Source organism: Shewanella sp. BJSY2023SW005 (assembly GCF_047314585.1).
Lineage (GTDB): Bacteria > Pseudomonadota > Gammaproteobacteria > Enterobacterales > Shewanellaceae > Shewanella > Shewanella algae.
In genome coordinates this window covers 35,391-51,839 of the sequence record NZ_JBKORJ010000066.1, presented here as the reverse complement: position 1 = coordinate 51,839, position 16,449 = coordinate 35,391, and the positions used below count along the sequence as shown (strand labels likewise).

11 protein-coding genes are annotated in these 16,449 nt (G+C 55.2%); 7 read left to right on the top strand and 4 right to left on the bottom strand.

All coding sequences use genetic code 11. The features are described 5' to 3' along the window. Positions 1 to 260: 260 nt before the first annotated feature. Together dbpA and ACMHXI_RS21505 are read right to left on the bottom strand one after the other, a co-directional pair. On the bottom strand, positions 261 to 1,646 hold the full coding sequence (gene dbpA / locus ACMHXI_RS21510; protein WP_243891950.1) for an ATP-dependent RNA helicase DbpA: 1,386 nt from the start codon (positions 1,644 to 1,646) through the stop codon (positions 261 to 263). Positions 1,647 to 1,786: 140 nt separating this feature from the next. After that, positions 1,787 to 3,286 (bottom strand): DEAD/DEAH box helicase, encoded by a 1,500-nt coding sequence (locus ACMHXI_RS21505; protein ID WP_025888572.1) that lies wholly within the window; start codon positions 3,284 to 3,286, stop codon positions 1,787 to 1,789. Positions 3,287 to 3,509: 223 nt separating this feature from the next. On the opposite strand from ACMHXI_RS21505, the gene ACMHXI_RS21500 reads away from it, so the two are divergent. The 5 genes from ACMHXI_RS21500 to ACMHXI_RS21480 all read left to right on the top strand — a co-directional run bounded on the left by ACMHXI_RS21500 (position 3,510) and on the right by ACMHXI_RS21480 (position 9,576). Beyond that, positions 3,510 to 4,556 (top strand): DUF3626 domain-containing protein, encoded by a 1,047-nt coding sequence (locus tag ACMHXI_RS21500; protein ID WP_115389215.1) that lies wholly within the window; start codon positions 3,510 to 3,512, stop codon positions 4,554 to 4,556. A gap of 356 nt (positions 4,557 to 4,912) precedes the next feature. After that, complete coding sequence (cydD, locus tag ACMHXI_RS21495) at positions 4,913 to 6,802, top strand: heme ABC transporter permease/ATP-binding protein CydD (RefSeq protein WP_413736128.1); 1,890 nt, start codon at positions 4,913 to 4,915, stop codon at positions 6,800 to 6,802. A gap of 1 nt (position 6,803) precedes the next feature. Next, complete coding sequence (gene cydC / locus ACMHXI_RS21490; protein WP_208139906.1) at positions 6,804 to 8,549, top strand: heme ABC transporter ATP-binding protein/permease CydC; 1,746 nt, start codon at positions 6,804 to 6,806, stop codon at positions 8,547 to 8,549. A gap of 167 nt (positions 8,550 to 8,716) precedes the next feature. After that, complete coding sequence (locus ACMHXI_RS21485) at positions 8,717 to 9,007, top strand: DUF134 domain-containing protein (protein WP_025888568.1); 291 nt, start codon at positions 8,717 to 8,719, stop codon at positions 9,005 to 9,007. Further along, on the top strand, positions 9,004 to 9,576 hold the full coding sequence (locus tag ACMHXI_RS21480; RefSeq protein ID WP_101059221.1) for a NifB/NifX family molybdenum-iron cluster-binding protein: 573 nt from the start codon (positions 9,004 to 9,006) through the stop codon (positions 9,574 to 9,576). The genes ACMHXI_RS21485 and ACMHXI_RS21480 overlap by 4 nt, the downstream gene beginning before the upstream one ends. A gap of 87 nt (positions 9,577 to 9,663) precedes the next feature. On the opposite strand, the gene ACMHXI_RS21475 is transcribed toward ACMHXI_RS21480, so the two are convergent. Further along, the gene (locus tag ACMHXI_RS21475) at positions 9,664 to 10,962 is read right to left on the bottom strand and encodes a DUF5666 domain-containing protein (protein ID WP_115389212.1); all 1,299 of its coding nucleotides are present in this window, start codon (positions 10,960 to 10,962) and stop codon (positions 9,664 to 9,666) included. A 406-nt stretch (positions 10,963 to 11,368) separates the two neighbouring features. Between ACMHXI_RS21475 and ACMHXI_RS21470 the strand changes: the two genes are divergently transcribed. Together ACMHXI_RS21470 and ACMHXI_RS21465 are read left to right on the top strand one after the other, a co-directional pair. Then, positions 11,369 to 11,632, top strand: coding sequence for a hypothetical protein (locus tag ACMHXI_RS21470; RefSeq protein WP_037474925.1), 264 nt, complete (start codon positions 11,369 to 11,371; stop codon positions 11,630 to 11,632). 229 nt (positions 11,633 to 11,861) lie between these two features. Next, entirely contained in the window at positions 11,862 to 13,091 is a 1,230-nt protein-coding gene (locus ACMHXI_RS21465) for a dicarboxylate/amino acid:cation symporter (RefSeq protein ID WP_025010350.1), read from the top strand. 76 nt (positions 13,092 to 13,167) lie between these two features. Here ACMHXI_RS21465 and putA read toward each other — a convergent pair whose 3' ends face one another. After that, positions 13,168 to 16,359: a bifunctional proline dehydrogenase/L-glutamate gamma-semialdehyde dehydrogenase PutA gene (gene putA, locus ACMHXI_RS21460; protein WP_413736124.1), complete on the bottom strand. Its 3,192-nt coding sequence runs from the start codon at positions 16,357 to 16,359 to the stop codon at positions 13,168 to 13,170. Between the last annotated feature and the right edge of the window lie 90 nt (positions 16,360 to 16,449).

The window sequence follows — 16,449 nt, the reverse complement described above, 5'->3', positions numbered from 1 at the left end:
GTTGCCGCTTTAGCAATCCACTCGTCAGGAATATGCTCGGAGAAGGTGGTTAGCTGAGCGACATCAACAGGACTCTCTTCAAGAAAGTCGGCAAAATAGTTTTGAATAGACATAAAAAATCGGAAACCTATAAACAGGTTTCCGATTGTCTCTCATCAGGAGGATCGGTCAACCGATCCTTATCTGATCTACGTTGGCAATTGATGCAGGCTTTTTATCATCCTTAAACCACTGCCTCTGGCGGTATTGATGGTTTCGGTTTAAGGTTTCATCGCCCAGGCGCGGAACGACTTGCCTTTGAGCTTGCGCTCACTCAGTAATTTGACTGCGGTATTGACGCACTCACTGCGTACCGCCACATAAGACCAGATATCCTGAATTTGTATCTTGCCCACATCGGCGCCGGTCAGGCGGTTGTCGGCTGTAATTGCGCCGAGAATATCCCCCGGGCGCAGCTTATGCTTCTTGCCGCCTTCAATGCGGATGCAGCGCATGGCCGCTCTTATCGGCGCAGAGGAAAAACTGCCGGGCTGTGGCAGTTCGCTCATGGTTTGCGGGCCGAAGATATCCTCCAGCAGCGCCATTCGCATGCCATCCTTGGGGCCTACCAGGCTGACGGCCTGGCCCGAGGCACCGGCGCGGCCGGTACGACCGACCCTGTGCACATGCACTTCGGGATCGAACGCCAGTTGATAGTTGATCACCAGATCCAGGGCTTCGATATCCAGGCCCCTGGCGGCAACATCTGTGGCCACTAACACCACCACACTCTTGAGGGCAAACTGCACCAGCGCCTGATCGCGCTCGCGCTGATCCAGATCGCCATGGAGTGCCCGCACGCTGAAGCCCTGCTGCTCCAGGCTATCGGCCAGCTCCTGGGTTTCTTTTTTGGTATTGCAAAATATCACGGCACTCTCAGGCCTGTGGGCCAGTAGCAATGCTTCCACCGCTTGCAGCCTGGAGGCGGTGTCTGTCACTTCGATAAACTGCTGCGCTATGCTGAGTTGATCATGTTGCTGCTCCAACTTGATGCTGAGCGGCTTATCCATCATGGCGCGGGCCAGTTCGGCAATCGGCTCCGGGAAGGTAGCGCTGAACAGTAAACTCTGGCGCTTGTCCGGCATATAGGCGCTTATCTGCTCCAGCGCATCGGCAAAGCCCATCTCCAGCATGCGGTCGGCTTCATCCAACACAAGTTGCTGCAATTCGCCCAGATCCAGACGCCCCTTCTGCAGGTGGTCCAGTACCCGCCCCGGGGTGCCAACTATAATGTGCGCTCCATGTTCCAGCGAGCCTATCTGTGGCCCCACAGGCACACCGCCACACAGGGTCAGGATCTTGATGTTGTGAATGCCGCGGGCAAAACGGCGCAGCTCCTTGGCCACCTGATCGGCCAGCTCCCGGGTAGGGCAGAGCACCAGGGACTGCACCCGAAAACGTTTCACATTGAGTCGATTCAACAGCCCAAGACCGAAGGCCGCCGTTTTGCCCGAGCCGGTTTTCGCCTGAGCCAACACGTCGCGGCCCTCAATAATGGCCGGCAGGCTGGCGGCTTGAACCTGGGTCATGGCAGTGAAACCAAGATCGTTCAGGGTGGCCAGCAGGGCGGGTTTCAACGGTAGGCTGGAAAAGGGTAAATCACTCAAGCTGTGTCCTATGGGCTCGCAAATGGAGCAAAAATGGCAAAGGGGTATTGTAACAGGCGGGGATGGTTTTTAGGCAGACTAATCTTGCGGCATTGAAAAAGCCCACTCGAGTGGGCTTTCAATCTCAGGCTTGATTGAGCTTAGCGCTCATTTCTTTGCCGGGAGCCGCGCGCTTGTGAGTCGCGTTGCTGTGATGCCCGGCCCTGGTTATTGCGCTGCTGGCCTGAGCCGCTATTGCCCTTGCCGGCGCCTTGCGGCTTACTCTCCTGGGACCGACCGCCCTGAGGCTTGGCGTTCGTGGGCTTACGTCTGGCACTTGAACCCTCGGTCTTGGCGCCCTGGGCCGGACGACGATGGCGGTTTTCAGCATTGGCCGGTTTGTTGCCATTACCTTTATCCAGGTTGCCGCTACGCTGGCCATCCTGATGTCCCTCTTTGGGCTTTTTCGGCTTCTTGGGCTTTTTCGGGCCTATCTTATTCGGGTTGAGTCGCGATTCCGGCAAGGCTTCCTGAGGTTCGAAGCCATTGACGATTTCACGCTCGATAGTCTTGCCGATAAGCTGCTCTATGTCTTTCAGTTGCTTGAATTCTTCCGCACTTACCAGAGACACTGCCTGACCACTGGCACCGGCGCGGCCGGTACGGCCGATGCGGTGCACATAGTCTTCGGCCACATTGGGCAGATCGAAGTTAACCACTTGTGGCAATTGATCTATATCCAGGCCGCGGGCGGCAATATCTGTGGCAACCAACACCTTAACCTTGCCACTCTTGAAATCGGCCAGAGCCTTGGTTCTGGCACCCTGGCTCTTGTTGCCGTGGATGGCGGCCGCGCCAATTCCTTTGCCATCCAGGTGCTTGGCCAGACGGTTGGCACCGTGTTTGGTGCGGGTAAACACCAGTACCTGTTGCCACTTGTACTCTTTGATAAGCGAGGTCAGCAGCGCCGATTTCTTTGACTTGTCTACCGGGTGCAACTTCTGGCTCACCCGCTCGGCGGTGCTATTGGCCGGAGCCACTGAGATCTCGGCGGGATCGTGCACCAAGCCCTTTGCCAGGCGGCGAATGTCGTCAGAGAAGGTGGCACTGAACATCAGGTTTTGTCGCTTGGCCGGCAGCAAAGCCAGAATTTTTTTGATGTCGTGAATAAAGCCCATATCCAGCATGCGGTCGGCTTCGTCCAGCACCAGCACTTCCAGCTGGCCGAACTTGACGGCATTTTGTTGGTACAGATCCAACAGGCGTCCAGGTGTGGCCACCAGGATATCGACCCCTTTTCTCAAGGTCTGCATCTGTGGGTTAATGGAAACACCGCCAAAGACCACTGAGCTACGCAGATCCAGATGCTTGCCATAGAGACTGACGCTTTCGGCCACCTGAGCGGCCAGCTCACGGGTGGGGGTCAGCACCAAAGCGCGGATATGGTTGCCCCGCGGACGAATGCCACCATTGAGACGCTCCAGCAAAGGCAAGGTGAAGCCGGCGGTTTTGCCTGTCCCTGTCTGGGCGGCAGCCATCACATCCCGGCCCTGCAATACTGCGGGAATGGCCTGGGCTTGAATGGGGGATGGAGTGGAGTAACCTTGTTCGGCGACAGCGTTCAAAATCGGGGCCGACAGGCCCAGGGAGGCAAAACTCATGCAATCTTCTCAATTGACAGCGCGGAGCTGAGATATGGGAGCCGCAGTGCACAGCGTTGCGGCGAAGGCGGCAAGCTTACAGCATTTGCGGCTAAAGTGCTAATTGCAGCCAACTTGAACCCTTTTATTTTACGCTTGTCTTAACTTTTACTGTTGCAAAGCAGCCGCTTAACCTATCTTGGAAAAGCAAGAGCCAAATTCAGGCCTCGACTCGGTGAGGTGTATGGGGGCAATAGAGCATATACAGGCACAGGCCCTGCATCGCAGGGAGTATGCCCTGAGCGTGATCAAGAATGTGCAGTTGATGTCCGCCATCGACACGGCACAGCTTGCGCTCGGGTTGAATATGCTGGCTCAACATGGCCGTATCGCCTTTCATTTCCACCCGGACAGAATCGACTCCCGCGGTTGGCCCGTGTTGGCCGGTATGCTGGCCGACGGTATTTACAAGACCCAGTTTGAAACCCGGGTATCCAACGGCAAACTCTCACCTCAGGTTGGTGGTCCGCGAGATCATTGGGAAAACCAGCTATTTGGCGACTGTTATCGTGGTGCCAGAGGGCGCCCCAAATACGGCGCCCTGGATCTGGGCATGCACCAAAACGGCCCCTCGGCCCGTTTCGGCAGTTGTTATCTGTTGTCATCACCTGCGTTGCTGCACCGCTGCACGTTCAGCTATCTGGACTCCTGCCGAGAGCCCAGGGAAAAAGGCACTGCGGCCTGCTTTGAAGATATTTTTGCCGCACTGTTCAACGAGTGCTTTGAACGTAGTTCGGCATTGGGTGTAGGTCAGTTGCGCCCGGCGGCCTTGGTCGATTATCTAGTTGATGCCTTGCCTTTGGGGGTGGCAGCCAGGTTTGAGCGCCCCATGAGCGGTGACTTGGATCATTATGTTGAGGCTCAATGCCATGGTGAGCTGGTGATAGGTGAAGACTTGACTCACTTGGTGGCCGATCCGGCATTCAAAGGCACAGAGATGGAGATTCTGATGCAGCGCTTGTGTGACAAGTACCGACTGCAGTTGTGTTGGCATCAGGGCTATCAAATGCCGGTTGATGAGGTGCCGCCAGATTTTCGCGGTGCCGCCATGCCCAAGCTCGCCGCCTTGGTGGCACCGGATGGCCTGCTCGATGCCCGTCTGATAGGGGAGGCGGCACTGGCACTGCATAAAGATCCGCAGCAGTGGCGCATGCATGGCAATGAAACCGAGCTCAAGCAGCAGCTCAAGTTGCTGTGGCATGTGCTGGTGCGTTTTGGTCACAGCCGTTGAGGGCACTCCATCTCTGGTCGGTTGTCTCGATTGAGCTGGTATTACCCCGTGAGTATGCACCGTGTGCTCACGGCGGTAGCTGTGCCATCGAAGCGAACCACTAGCGTTAAGTAGAACTAGCGTTAAGTAGATTGTGGGGATGGCGTTAACCTGGGCTTAATCCGTTCGGCTTAAGATACGATTATTTGATCTGGCGCAAATTTTGTGAGTCCGGTAACAGTTCCTTGGCGGCGGGTTTCTTCCCTTGGCAATGCCTGCGATACTGCTTGCCTACCGAACGATTCGCCTTAGGTCAAGCTATTGCCTTGCGGCTTTGGCAGCAATAGAGTCATTAGCTGATTTTGCAGTAGGATCCCATGGACAAATCCTTAGAGAAACAACTCGGTCGCTGGCTCAAAGCGCAGCAATCTGCCTGTGGCCCCTTCCTTAAACTCTCTGTGTTGTTGGGCGTGCTCAACGGCCTGGCGCTGGTGGGCCAGGCCTGGGTGCTGGCCACTGTGTTGCAGGGGCTGATCATCGACGAGCTAGAGAGGCAGGCGTTTATTCCGCATATGTTGGCCTTTGCCACTCTGGTGTTGCTGCGAGCGGTGATCGCTTGGCTCAGAGAGCGAGTCAGCTTCGAGGCCGGCAGACGCCTTAGAGAGCAGATGCGCGCCGCCGTGCTCAATAAGCTTGAGCGCCTGGGGCCGGCCTTTGTCAATGGCAAGCCTGTCGGCAGCTGGGCCAGTATAGTGCTGGAACAGATAGAAGACTTGCAGGATTTCTACGGCCGTTACCTGCCGCAGATGAGCCTGGCGGCTTTTATTCCGCTGATCATCTTGGTATGTGTTTTCCCCATCAACTGGGCCGGTGGCCTGATATTGCTCGGCACAGCTCCCCTTATTCCACTGTTTATGGTCTTGGTCGGCATGGGCGCCGCCGATGCCAACCGCAAGCATTTCAGTGCGCTGCAGCAATTGAGCGGCCACTTTATGGATCGCCTCAAGGCTTTGCCGACACTCAAGCTTTTCTATCGCGCCGAAGCGGAGCAGCGCGCCATAGGCAAGGCTTCGGAAGACTTTCGTGAGCGTACCATGGCGGTGCTCAGAATGGCGTTTCTCAGCTCCGCCGTGCTGGAGTTTTTCGCCGCGGTATCCATCGCCATTTTGGCGGTGTATTTCGGCTTCAGTTATCTGGGGCACCTGGACTTTGGCCATTACGGCATGGGTATCAGCCTGTTTACCGGGATGTTTGTACTGATTTTGGCACCAGAGTTTTATCAGCCGCTGCGCGACATGGGCACTCACTACCATGCCAAGGCCCAGGCGGTGGGCGCCGCCGAATCCTTGATGGCACTGCTGGAATTGCCTGAGCCACTCAAGCGTGGCGAACAGCCCCTCTTCGGTGAGAGTATTGAACTGCAGGCCAGGGATCTCAAGGTGTTGAGCATAGACGGCGTGCCTTTACTCGGGCCGCTGAGTTTTAGCTTAGCGGCGGGCGAGAAGTTGGCCTTGGTGGGCCCGAGTGGCGCTGGTAAAACCAGCCTGCTCAACGCTCTGCTGGGGTTTCTGCCCTATGAGGGCAGCTTAAAGCTCAATGGTATTGAACTGGCCGAGCTGGATCCTGCCGCCTGGCGTAGCCGTATCGCTTGGCTTGGCCAGAATCCTCAGCTGTTCCACGGCACCATCGCCGATAATCTGCGCCTCGGCCAGCCCGAGCTGACCGAGGCGCAATTGTGGGATTATCTGCAACAGGCCAAGGTGGCCGACTATGTTCGCGCCTTGCCGGATGGGCTGGCGCATCAATTGGATGAATACAGCGGAGGCCTGTCTGTGGGGCAAGCGCAGCGGTTGGCTTTGGCCCGTGCCCTTGGGCGTCAGGCGCAGCTGTTTATGCTCGATGAGCCCAGCGCCAGCCTCGATAGCCAGAGTGAACAACTGGTGCTTAGTGCGCTGTGGCAGGCGATGGCCGGTAAGAGCTGCCTGATGGTGACCCACAGATTGGATCAACTGGATCGGATGGACAGAGTCCTGGTGCTGGATCAGGGAAAACTGGTGCAGCAGGGCATCTTTGCCGAGCTCAAAGCGCAGCCGGGCTTGCTGGCGCAGATGTTGGATGAGCTGCCGCTGGCGGTCTCCCTCGATGATACGTCAAAGGCATCGCCGCCGCCGATTGCTGCGGCCGCTGAGCCGGAAGCCGGGTCAGACTCAAAACCCGCGTCTGAGTCAAAGTCAGAGTCAAATCCAGAGTCAGGGGAGGAGCGCTGAGATGAAGCTGTTACTGCCCTTTATCCGTCTGTTCCGCCGCCAGTCTTTGATGATGTTTGTCGGCCTGCTGCTGACAGTAACGACCCTAATGGCCGGTATTGGCCTGTTGTCGCTCTCCGGCTGGTTCTTATCTGCTACGGCAGTGGCCGGTCTGGCTCTGGCGACGGCGGAAACCTTCAACTACTTTACTCCGGCGGGCGGGGTGCGTTTCCTCTCCATTGCCCGCACGGCAAGCCGCTACGGTGAAAGGCTGGCTACCCATGAGGCCACTTTCAGGATCCTGACCGATCTCAGGTTATGGGCCTGGCGCTCTTTGCTGCCTTTGAGTGAACGCAATCTATCCGGGATGCGCCGCGGCGATCTGCTCAACCGTTTGGTGGCCGATATCGACACGCTGGATCACCTGTATCTGAGGTTGTTGACGCCGCTGACGGCCTTCTTGCTGATGTTGCTGGCATTGACCACCTTTATCGGTTGGTTTGATCTCAACTTGGCTCTCCTGCTTTGTACTGGCCTCTTGCTCAGTTGGTTGTTGTTGCCGAGTGTGTTCTATCTGCTTGGCAGGCAGCCCGGGCGCGAGTTGATTGAAGCGCGGCGCAGCTACCGGGTACGGCTGCTGGAGTGGTTGTCCGGCCAGGCGGAGCTGAGTTTGTTCTCCGATGCCAAAGGCGGCGCTGCTGAAAGCTTTCGGGCGGAACTCGACCGCGCCGAGCAGAGCTGGTTTGCCAGTCAGAAGGCAATGGCGGCGATCACCGGCCTGAGCCAGGCCATGTTGATCCTCTGTCACGGCTTGTTGGTGTTGTTGCTGCTCTGGTTTGCCGCCGCAGGAGTTGGGCCGGCCGTGCCTCCCGGGCCTTTGCTGGCCATGGTTTTGTTTGCCACTCTGGCCTGTATCGAGATGATGATGCCGCTGGCCGGCGCCTTTCAACATCTGTCTTCTGTGCTCTTGGCCGCCAAGCGGGTATCTGAGCTGACAGAGCAGCGCTCCGACATTGAATTCCCTACCGTCTCGGCAGCCATGCCCGAGAGCGGCGCCCTTAGCATCAAAGATGTGCATTTCGGTTACACAGATACCCAGCCAGTGCTGCAGGGCTTGTCGTTGCAGGTCTCGGCGGGCAGCAAGGTGGCGCTCCTTGGGAAAACCGGCTCGGGTAAGTCCAGCCTGCTGACCTTGATAACCCGTCAGTGGCAGCCGCAGCAGGGTGACATATTGCTGGGCGGCGTGCCTGTGGCCTCCTTGGATGAAAAGACCTTGCGGGCTTCCATGACAGTGGTCAGTCAACGGGTGCAACTGCTCAGCGCCAGTCTCAGAGATAACCTGCAGCTGGCCTTGCCGGAAAAAGTTACCGATGACACGCTAGCCGAGGTGCTGCGCCAGGTTGGGCTGGAGGGGCTGCTTGACGGCGAGGGGCTCAACGCCTGGATAGGTGAGGGCGGGCGTCAGCTATCCGGTGGCGAGCAGCGCCGGATCGGCGTGGCTCGTGCATTGCTGCGGGATGCGCCATTGCTGCTGCTTGATGAACCCACAGAGGGGCTTGATCGGCGCACCGAGCAGGAGATCCTCAAGTTGCTGCTGCAGTTTGCCAAAGATAAGACGCTGGTGATGATAAGCCATCGCTTAACCGGTATGGCGCAGATGGATGCCATTCACCTGTTGGATGAAGGCAAGATAGTGGCCAGTGGCAGCCATGAGCAGTTGCTGCAGGAGTCAACTGCCTACAGCGCCCTGTATCAGAGGTTACACTGAGCCGCAGAGGTTCAAAAAGAGACTCAAGTTAGCTTATTCAAAGGGATGCATCGGCATCCCTTTTTGCTTTAAAAGCGCTAAATTCTCGCCTGGATCACAGATCCCATACGGGTTCAAAGTCAGAATAAAGTTATTGGCATATGCTAATAACCAATAAGGATACTCCCATGCCCAGACCCAGAAAATGCCGCCGCCTGCAGCATGGCACGCCCTGCCGCTTCTACAAACCCAACGGCATTCCGGCCTCAGCCCTGGAGGCGGTCGCCTTGGCGGCCGATGAGTTTGAGGCCCTGGCGCTAGCCGACTTTCGCGGTCTGGCGCAACAAGAGGCCGCCGAGCAGATGGGGATATCCAGACAGACCTTTGGCAACTTGATTAAGCAGGCACGCCATAAGCTGGCCAAGGCCCTGATAGAGGGACAGATGCTGGAGTTGCCCCACACTGAGGAACAGAGATGATAGTGATACCCTTGAGCCGGGGCCGCTTGGCCGGGCATTTTACCAAGGCCAAAGAACTGGCCTTTTATGATAACCACCATAACCACTGTTTTACCCTGGATAACCCGGCAGTCGCAGGCGGTAACTGCGCCGCCAAAAAGGCGATGCTGCAACTTATCAAGGACAAAGGTGGCCGCATTGTGTTGGTGGATCAAATCGGCGAGCGAATGTTGGGTAAGCTGCTCGATGGCGGCATCAGCGTTTGTCGGCCAGGCAAAGAGAGCTGCGATATCGCCGCTTTGCTGGTTGCGGCCAGCGATATTCAGTTGCGGCTGACCAATGCCGCGGCTGGACGTCCATCACTCAAACATCAAGCCAAAGGAGGTTGTGGTGGCGGCTGTGGTTGCCATGGTCATAATGAAACCGGCGCAGCTTGTCATGGTGATGATCATGGCCATGAAGCGGATGCGAAAGGCGGTTGTGGCGGCTGTGGCTGTAAGAGCCGCACCGAGGCCAAACTAAAACCTCTTGGTGACCCGTTAAACCAGCAAGGCAAGTTGAGTTACGCAGGCTTCAGGCCTTTGCGATAAAGCCGTCTACAGAAATAGATACAAGAGTGCCGGCAGAAAGCCGGCACTCTTTTGCCCAAAACCTTGGGTTAGCAAAGTCTTGCGCTATCAATCATCCAGGCGGCACTGGCTCAGCAGTTCGCCACTGAAGCGGCATTCCAGGTCGACCCTCTTGCCGATATGAGGCTTGAGGCTGTCGTCGCTGGCCTTATAACCCCAGAGGCTGGCGCCTTGACCGTCATCATTGATCAAGCCCTTGAGCTCTATGTCCGCTTCCTGCACCTCAGGTTCGATTTCCATTACCAGGAATTGGCCATTTTGCTCTGATCCTTCAACCTGTACCCAGGTGCCGTTGAGGCTGGCTTGGTTCAAACCATCTTCAAAGCGGGTCTGAGGCGTCAGTGTCAGCACTATGCCGTTGATGCTGAATACACCGGCCTCATACACTGCCTTGCCTTCAACCTCGAAGCCGTGGCCTGCAATTACAGGAGGCTGACTCTGTTTCTCAAATTCAATTTCGGTGGCCTTCAGCTCTTGAGTATCGTCTTGCCACAGGCCTTCCACATCGACCAAGGCACCGGGTTTGAGATCGGCAACAGTGCCATCTTCAAAGAGAGTCTTGCCATCCAGTGTCACTTGCCATTTTTGGTTCAGGGTAAAGCGGGTTTGCAACTCGTTGACCCAGGTAACCTGACCTTCAAGTTCCACCTCAGTGCCGTTGTCCAAATCCGGGGCGCGTTCGACTTCCACTTCAGAAGCCAGTAATACTTCACCCTGATATTGACCTTCAACTTCTACCCAGGAACCATTGGCCAGCGTGCCTTCTACCTGCACGGCATTGGCACCATAGTCCACCTGCATGCTACCGATATAGAACTGCTTCAGATGGGTGTCCAGCTTGCTTACCCGGCCTTCAACTTCCATCTCTTGCCTGTCATTGTCGATAGCAAAGTAGGTGGCCTTGAACTGGTTATCACTCAGGTTATAACCACTGATCTCAACTATGTCACCGGCCTTGATTTTACTTATGTCCAGCCCAGTCACCCGGTAGCCGGCCACAACAGCTTGCTCGCCATCAATAGCGCTCACCGGGGAAACCAGCACAGGGTCATAATCCACGCTGGTGGCACTGCTGCCATCTGTCTTGATGTTGAGCTGCATACCGGGTTTCAGCTCGGCGACACTGGCCTTGGTTTCATTGATTTCAACACTGGCCCGGGCCGCCGGGATTGCTACACCATTGACCCAGAGCTTATCCGTATCGACCTTTTGCAGGGTACCTTGGATAGTCTTGGCCAAAGTGGAAACCGGCGGTTGGGGATCGGGATTGTTCGGCTCATTGGAGTCTGAACCGCCACAGGCGCTCAGTCCGGCAACGAGAGGAACCAGCCATATGCTTCTTTGCATTCTGTTCTCCTTAGGGTCATGGATTTCAAAAACGGCGGCAGAATAAACAACTGCAGATGAGGCCAAGATGAGGAGGGAATTAAACTTTGTTAATAATCGGGTATTGCCGTTAATAAATAGCGGGTTACTGTGAAAATCCCCGTGCTGTAGTGGTTTTTTTCTGAAGCGGTTATGGGAATAAATCTCCCATATTGGCCGCAATTGAGGCACAAACATGCGGTTGCAGCGCAATCAATGCGCTTTGATGTTTTTTGCCTTGTAGGAGCCAGGCTTTTATCCCGTAGGAAAACATTAATAGCTAAAAAAGAGAACAAGTTACTACTTGGCTCAACACCTTTTTATGGCTAAAGTTATCTGTATTAGGAAAGTCGTGACAATGATGTCCACCCTCAATCAGGAAGATACTATGAACCCTACCAAAGAAAGCTCCTTGGATTTGGAAGTGATCAGTTTACTGGAAGACAAGCAAAAGATTCTTGCAATTAAACACCTGCGTGAACGTGAGAACTTGAGCCTAAAAGAGGCAAAGAGGAAGGTGGAAGACTATTTGCAGGGGCATCCGGAACTGGAATTGGCCGACCAAGAGCCGGGGAGCGGCAATGCAATGGTCTGGATAGTGCTGGTGGCATTGGCCGCAGCTGCAGCCTTGGCAGTTTCTACTCAGTTGTAGGTTTTGAAATATCTCTACTTCTGGCTGCTAAAATCCAAGTTTTTTAAATTTTCCTCATTTCTAGGTAAAGAGAATTGAATTTTTCCAATTCTCTTTGCATCTTTTGCCATTTTTGACTAATTGTTGAGCCTGAGTCGAGAAAACTCACGGAAGCGATTGGCTTGAATGTGGTACCTTTGCCCGCTTTGATTTTGACAAGATGACGCCCTTGTGCGGCGGGGACATAACAATGAATAACAAACACTGGATTGGCAACATCGGCGTGCAAGTCGTGATTGCCATGTTTTTGGGGGCGGCTGTCGGCTGGTGGTTGGGCAAAGATGCCAGCATGTTTGCCCCATTGGGGACTATTTTTATCCACCTAATCAAGATGTTGGTCATTCCTCTGGTATTGGTGGCCATCATCTCCGGTGCCGCCAGCCTGGGGGATACGCCATCGGCTGGGAAAATCGGTCTCGGAACATTCGGCTTCTTTATTGTGACTTCGGGCATTGCCGTGGCGATGGCATTGGCGCTGGGAAACCTGTTTGAACCGGGCAAGGGTGTTGATTTTACCGCTCACAGTATGACGGATCTGATGGAAGTCACCAAGGAGCAGGGCGATCTCCCCGGGGTGATGGATACCTTCATCGGCATGATACCAACCAATGTGTTTGAGTCGCTGACAGGCGGCAATATTCTGCAGATCCTGGTGTTCAGTATCTTCTTCGGCATAGCACTGACCAAGGTCAAGGGCGATGGTGCCAAGCCGATCCTCGGCGCGCTCAACGCCATCACAGAGGCCATGGTATGGATGATCAACTGTGTGATGCTGGTGGCCCCCATAGGCGTATTCGGTCTGATGGCTGACTCAGTCGGCACCTTTGGTTTTGAAGCCCTGGAGGTGGTATTTAAACTGTTCATCGTCTTCGTTGGGGCAATTTTGATTTATGGTTTCATCTTCTTCCCCTTGGTGGTGCAACTGTTTTCCAAGGTGTCGGCGGCACGCTTTATCAGTGCAATGAAAAAGCCACAGGTCATGGCGCTGTCCACAGCTTCCTCCATGGCAACCTTGCCGGTGAATATGGAAACTTGTGAGCAGGAGTTGAAAGTCTCAAAAGCCACGGCTTCTTTCGTATTGCCGTTGGGTGCCACCATCAATATGAGCGGCAACGCCATCTATTATGGTTTGGTCGCCATGTTCTTTGCCCAAATGTATAACATTGATCTGAGCCTTGCCGCCTATGCGGCTATCATCTTCACCTCCACCTTGGGCGCTATTGGCCAGGCCGGGGTGCCGGGACCTTCTTTCCTGGTGGTGGCCGTATTACTGGCGGCCAAGATCCCTATTGATGGGCTGCCACTGCTGTTTGCCCTCGACCGGGTATTTGACATGATACGTACATCGCTGAATATTACCGGCGATGCAGCCTGCGCTCTGGTGATGGACAACTTTTGTCCCGAGGAAGCCAAGAGCTGATAGCGTGAGTTTGTTTGCCGTGAGCAGGTAATAAAAAGCCAGGAAACTATTCCTGGCTTTGTTCATGGGGGGAAGATTATTCCGCATCCCCCAGTGACAGCAGAGTGGCATTGCCACCTATGGCTGTGATGTTGTTGGTGCGGGTCTTTTCCGTCATAAAGCGGGTCAGGTAGTGTGGCCCGCCAGCCTTGGGGCCTGTGCCGGAAAGCCCCTGACCACCGAAGGGCTGCACACCCACCACGGCGCCAATCTGGTTACGGTTGATATAGACGTTACCTACATTGACTCGGTCGGCAACGCTCAGGGCGTGGCCTTCATTGCGGCTGTGGATCCCCAGAGTCAGACCAAAGCCTGTGCTGTTGATATCGGCAATCACCTTGTCCAGCTCTGAGGCTTTGAAACGGATAACGTGCAGTATCGGGCCGAAATGTTCTTTCTCCAGCACCTTGATGGAATCGATTTCCACTGCGGTTGGAGCAACGAAATGGCCATCCTTGCAGTCAGCGGGCAGCTCTACCTGTTTGATAAGCTTGCCTACCTGTTTGATATGCTCGATATGGGCATTGAGATTGGCCTTGGCTGTGGCATCGATCACAGGGCCGACATCTGTCTTCACTGAACCTGGATAGCCAATGCTGAGTTCATCCATGGCACCCTTGAGGATTTCCAGTACCCGATCGGCGATATCTTCCTGCAGATAGAGTACCCGTAGCGCCGAGCAGCGCTGGCCAGCGCTGGTAAAGGAAGAGGCAACCACATCGTTGACCACTTGCTCCGGCTGGGAGGTGGAGTCCACCACCATGGCATTTTGACCACCGGTTTCGGCGATAAGCGGAATGATGGCGCCTTCGCGGGCAGCCAGAGCGCGGTTGATCACCTTGGCCGTGCCGGTAGAACCTGTGAAGCATACGCCGCCGATACGTTCGTCGCTGGTCAGTGCGGCGCCGACACTGGCGCCTGTGCCCGGCAGGAATTGCAGCGCTTCTTTGGGGATCCCGGCTTCATGGGCCAGTTGTACGGCGCGGTAACCCACCAGGCAGGTTTGCTCGGCAGGTTTGGCGATAACCGTATTGCCGGCAGCCAGGGCCGCAGTCACCTGACCGAGGAAAATCGCCAACGGGAAGTTCCAGGGGCTGATACAGACAAAGACACCGCGGCCTTGAACAAACAGCTCGTTCAATTCGCCGGTCGGCCCAGGGAGCAGCTCGGGCTTGCTCATCATCTTCTTGGCCTGTACCGCATAGTAGCGGCAGAAGTCGATGGCTTCACGGACTTCATCTATGCCGTCCTGCAGGCTCTTGCCTGCTTCGCGGGTACAGAGCACGATCAGCTCTTCGCGATTTTCTTCCAGCAGGTCGGCCAGTTTTTGCAGCGCGTTGGCGCGCTTTTCCACCGGTGTGCGACACCAGGCTGGGAAGGCGGCGACGGCTGAACTGATGGCCTGCTCGACGGCTTGGTTGTCGGCAAAAACCACCTGACCGACGGTTTGTGTAGTGTCATAGGGGCTGACAACCGCCTTTGACTCGCCGCTCAGGGTTTCACCATTGATCAGCGGGCCGCCATGCCATTGATGAGTCTTGAACTGATCCAGTGCTGCGAAGAAGGGTTCGGCTTCAGAGAGAATGTTCATATTGAGTCCCTTGGAGTTTTTGCGTTCACTGCCAAAGATGTCGGCAGGCTTCACTATCTTGTTATTGGCCAGGGTTTTGTATTGTTTGACTGTCACCAGAGGGTGGGTGATCAGTGAATCGATCGGCGTTTTGGGATCCACCAACTTATGCACAAATGAAGTGTTGGCACCGTTTTCCAGTAGACGGCGCACCAGATAGGGCAGCAGATCTTTATGGGCACCTATCGGGGCATAAATTCTGACTGTGCGAGCTCGGCTTTCCGCCAAAATAGTGTCGTATAGTTCCTGTCCCATGCCATGAAGACGCTGGAATTCAAACTCACGATCGCCGGCCATATCGCTGATGGCAGCGACCGTCTGGGCGTTATGGCTGGCAAATTGTGGATAGATGGCACCGCGGGTCTTGTCCGACAGCAGGAAACGGGCACAGGCCAAATAGGAGAGATCCGTCCCCACCTTGCGGGTGTAGAGGGGGTAACCGGCTTCACCTGCCTGCTGAGCCCACTTGAGTTCGCTGTCCCAATAAGCGCCTTTCACCAGTCGCAGCGGGATTTCATCGCCTTGCTCTTTGGCAAGCTTGGTCAGCCACAGGAGTACAGGCAGTGCCCGTTTGGAGTAAGCCTGCACCACTATGCCCAAAAGGCCCCAGCCCTTGGCGGCTTCAGAGTTGTATAGCTTGCGGAACAGCTTGAGCGACAACTCGAGACGGTCTACCTCTTCGGCATCGATAGAGATACCGACATTCAGGCTGCGAGCCTGCTCAATCAGTTTGATCACTGTGGCATACAACTCGGACATGACTCTGTCTTCATTGGCCACTTCATAGCGGGGATGCAGCGCCGACAGTTTGATGGAAATCGTCGGTCTGGGCGCCTGGGATTCATCGTACTGCTGGGCTCCCAATTCGCTGATGGCGTGGGAGTAATCCTGGAAGTATTTCTGGGCGTCTCTCTGGGTCAGTGCGGCTTCACCCAGCATGTCGTAAGAGTGGGTATAGCCCTGCTTGCGCCTGTCTTCACTGTTTTTCAGCGCTTCTTTTACTGTGCGGCCGAGTACGAACTGCTTGCCCATGATCTTCATGGCGGCATACATGGCTTGACGGATCACCGGCTCACCCAGGCGATTAACCAAGCGCTTCAATAAGTTGCTTGGACTGCCATCCAGGTTGCGATCAAGTTTGACGATTTTGCCCGTCAGCATCAGGCCCCATGTCGAGGCGTTGACCAATACAGAATCACTCTTTGACAGATGCTCGTCCCATTTGGCACCTGATAGCTTGTCTTCAATCAGGGCATCGGCCGTTTCCGGATCCGGGATCCGCAGCAGGGCTTCGGCCAGGCACATGAGTATGATGCCTTCCTGAGTCTCAAGGCTGTATTGCTGTAAAAAAGCGTCTATACCTACCATCAGACCTTTTTTGTCATATTGACGAACCTTGCTGACCAAGTCGTGGGCGCGACGGGTCACACGCTCTATGGTTTCGTCACTCGACGGGACTAGCTTGATCAGATCGGACAGATATTGCTCTTCGTCGACAATATAGTTGTCACTGATGGCTTTAAAGAGTTCGTCGAGATTGGCGCTATCATAGTGGCCTGCCAGAACTTCACTCGCTTTGAACATAGTTATCGCTTCCATCTAAGCCGGTTGGGGGGCAGTTAAGGACTGCTCGAATTACCTGGAATATGTCTGACGCAAAAGACGCTTTATTATTTTTGTATACAATAT

Coding starts and splice junctions, on each gene's coding strand:
- putA (WP_413736124.1), bottom strand. CDS start 16,359: ATGGAAGCGATAACTATGTTCAAAGCGAGTGAAGTTCTGGCAGGCCAC.
- ACMHXI_RS21475 (WP_115389212.1), bottom strand. CDS start 10,962: ATGCAAAGAAGCATATGGCTGGTTCCTCTCGTTGCCGGACTGAGCGCC.
- ACMHXI_RS21465 (WP_025010350.1), top strand. CDS start 11,862: ATGAATAACAAACACTGGATTGGCAACATCGGCGTGCAAGTCGTGATT.
- cydD (WP_413736128.1), top strand. CDS start 4,913: ATGGACAAATCCTTAGAGAAACAACTCGGTCGCTGGCTCAAAGCGCAG.
- ACMHXI_RS21470 (WP_037474925.1), top strand. CDS start 11,369: ATGAACCCTACCAAAGAAAGCTCCTTGGATTTGGAAGTGATCAGTTTA.
- ACMHXI_RS21480 (WP_101059221.1), top strand. CDS start 9,004: ATGATAGTGATACCCTTGAGCCGGGGCCGCTTGGCCGGGCATTTTACC.
- ACMHXI_RS21485 (WP_025888568.1), top strand. CDS start 8,717: ATGCCCAGACCCAGAAAATGCCGCCGCCTGCAGCATGGCACGCCCTGC.
- ACMHXI_RS21505 (WP_025888572.1), bottom strand. CDS start 3,286: ATGAGTTTTGCCTCCCTGGGCCTGTCGGCCCCGATTTTGAACGCTGTC.
- ACMHXI_RS21500 (WP_115389215.1), top strand. CDS start 3,510: ATGGGGGCAATAGAGCATATACAGGCACAGGCCCTGCATCGCAGGGAG.
- cydC (WP_208139906.1), top strand. CDS start 6,804: ATGAAGCTGTTACTGCCCTTTATCCGTCTGTTCCGCCGCCAGTCTTTG.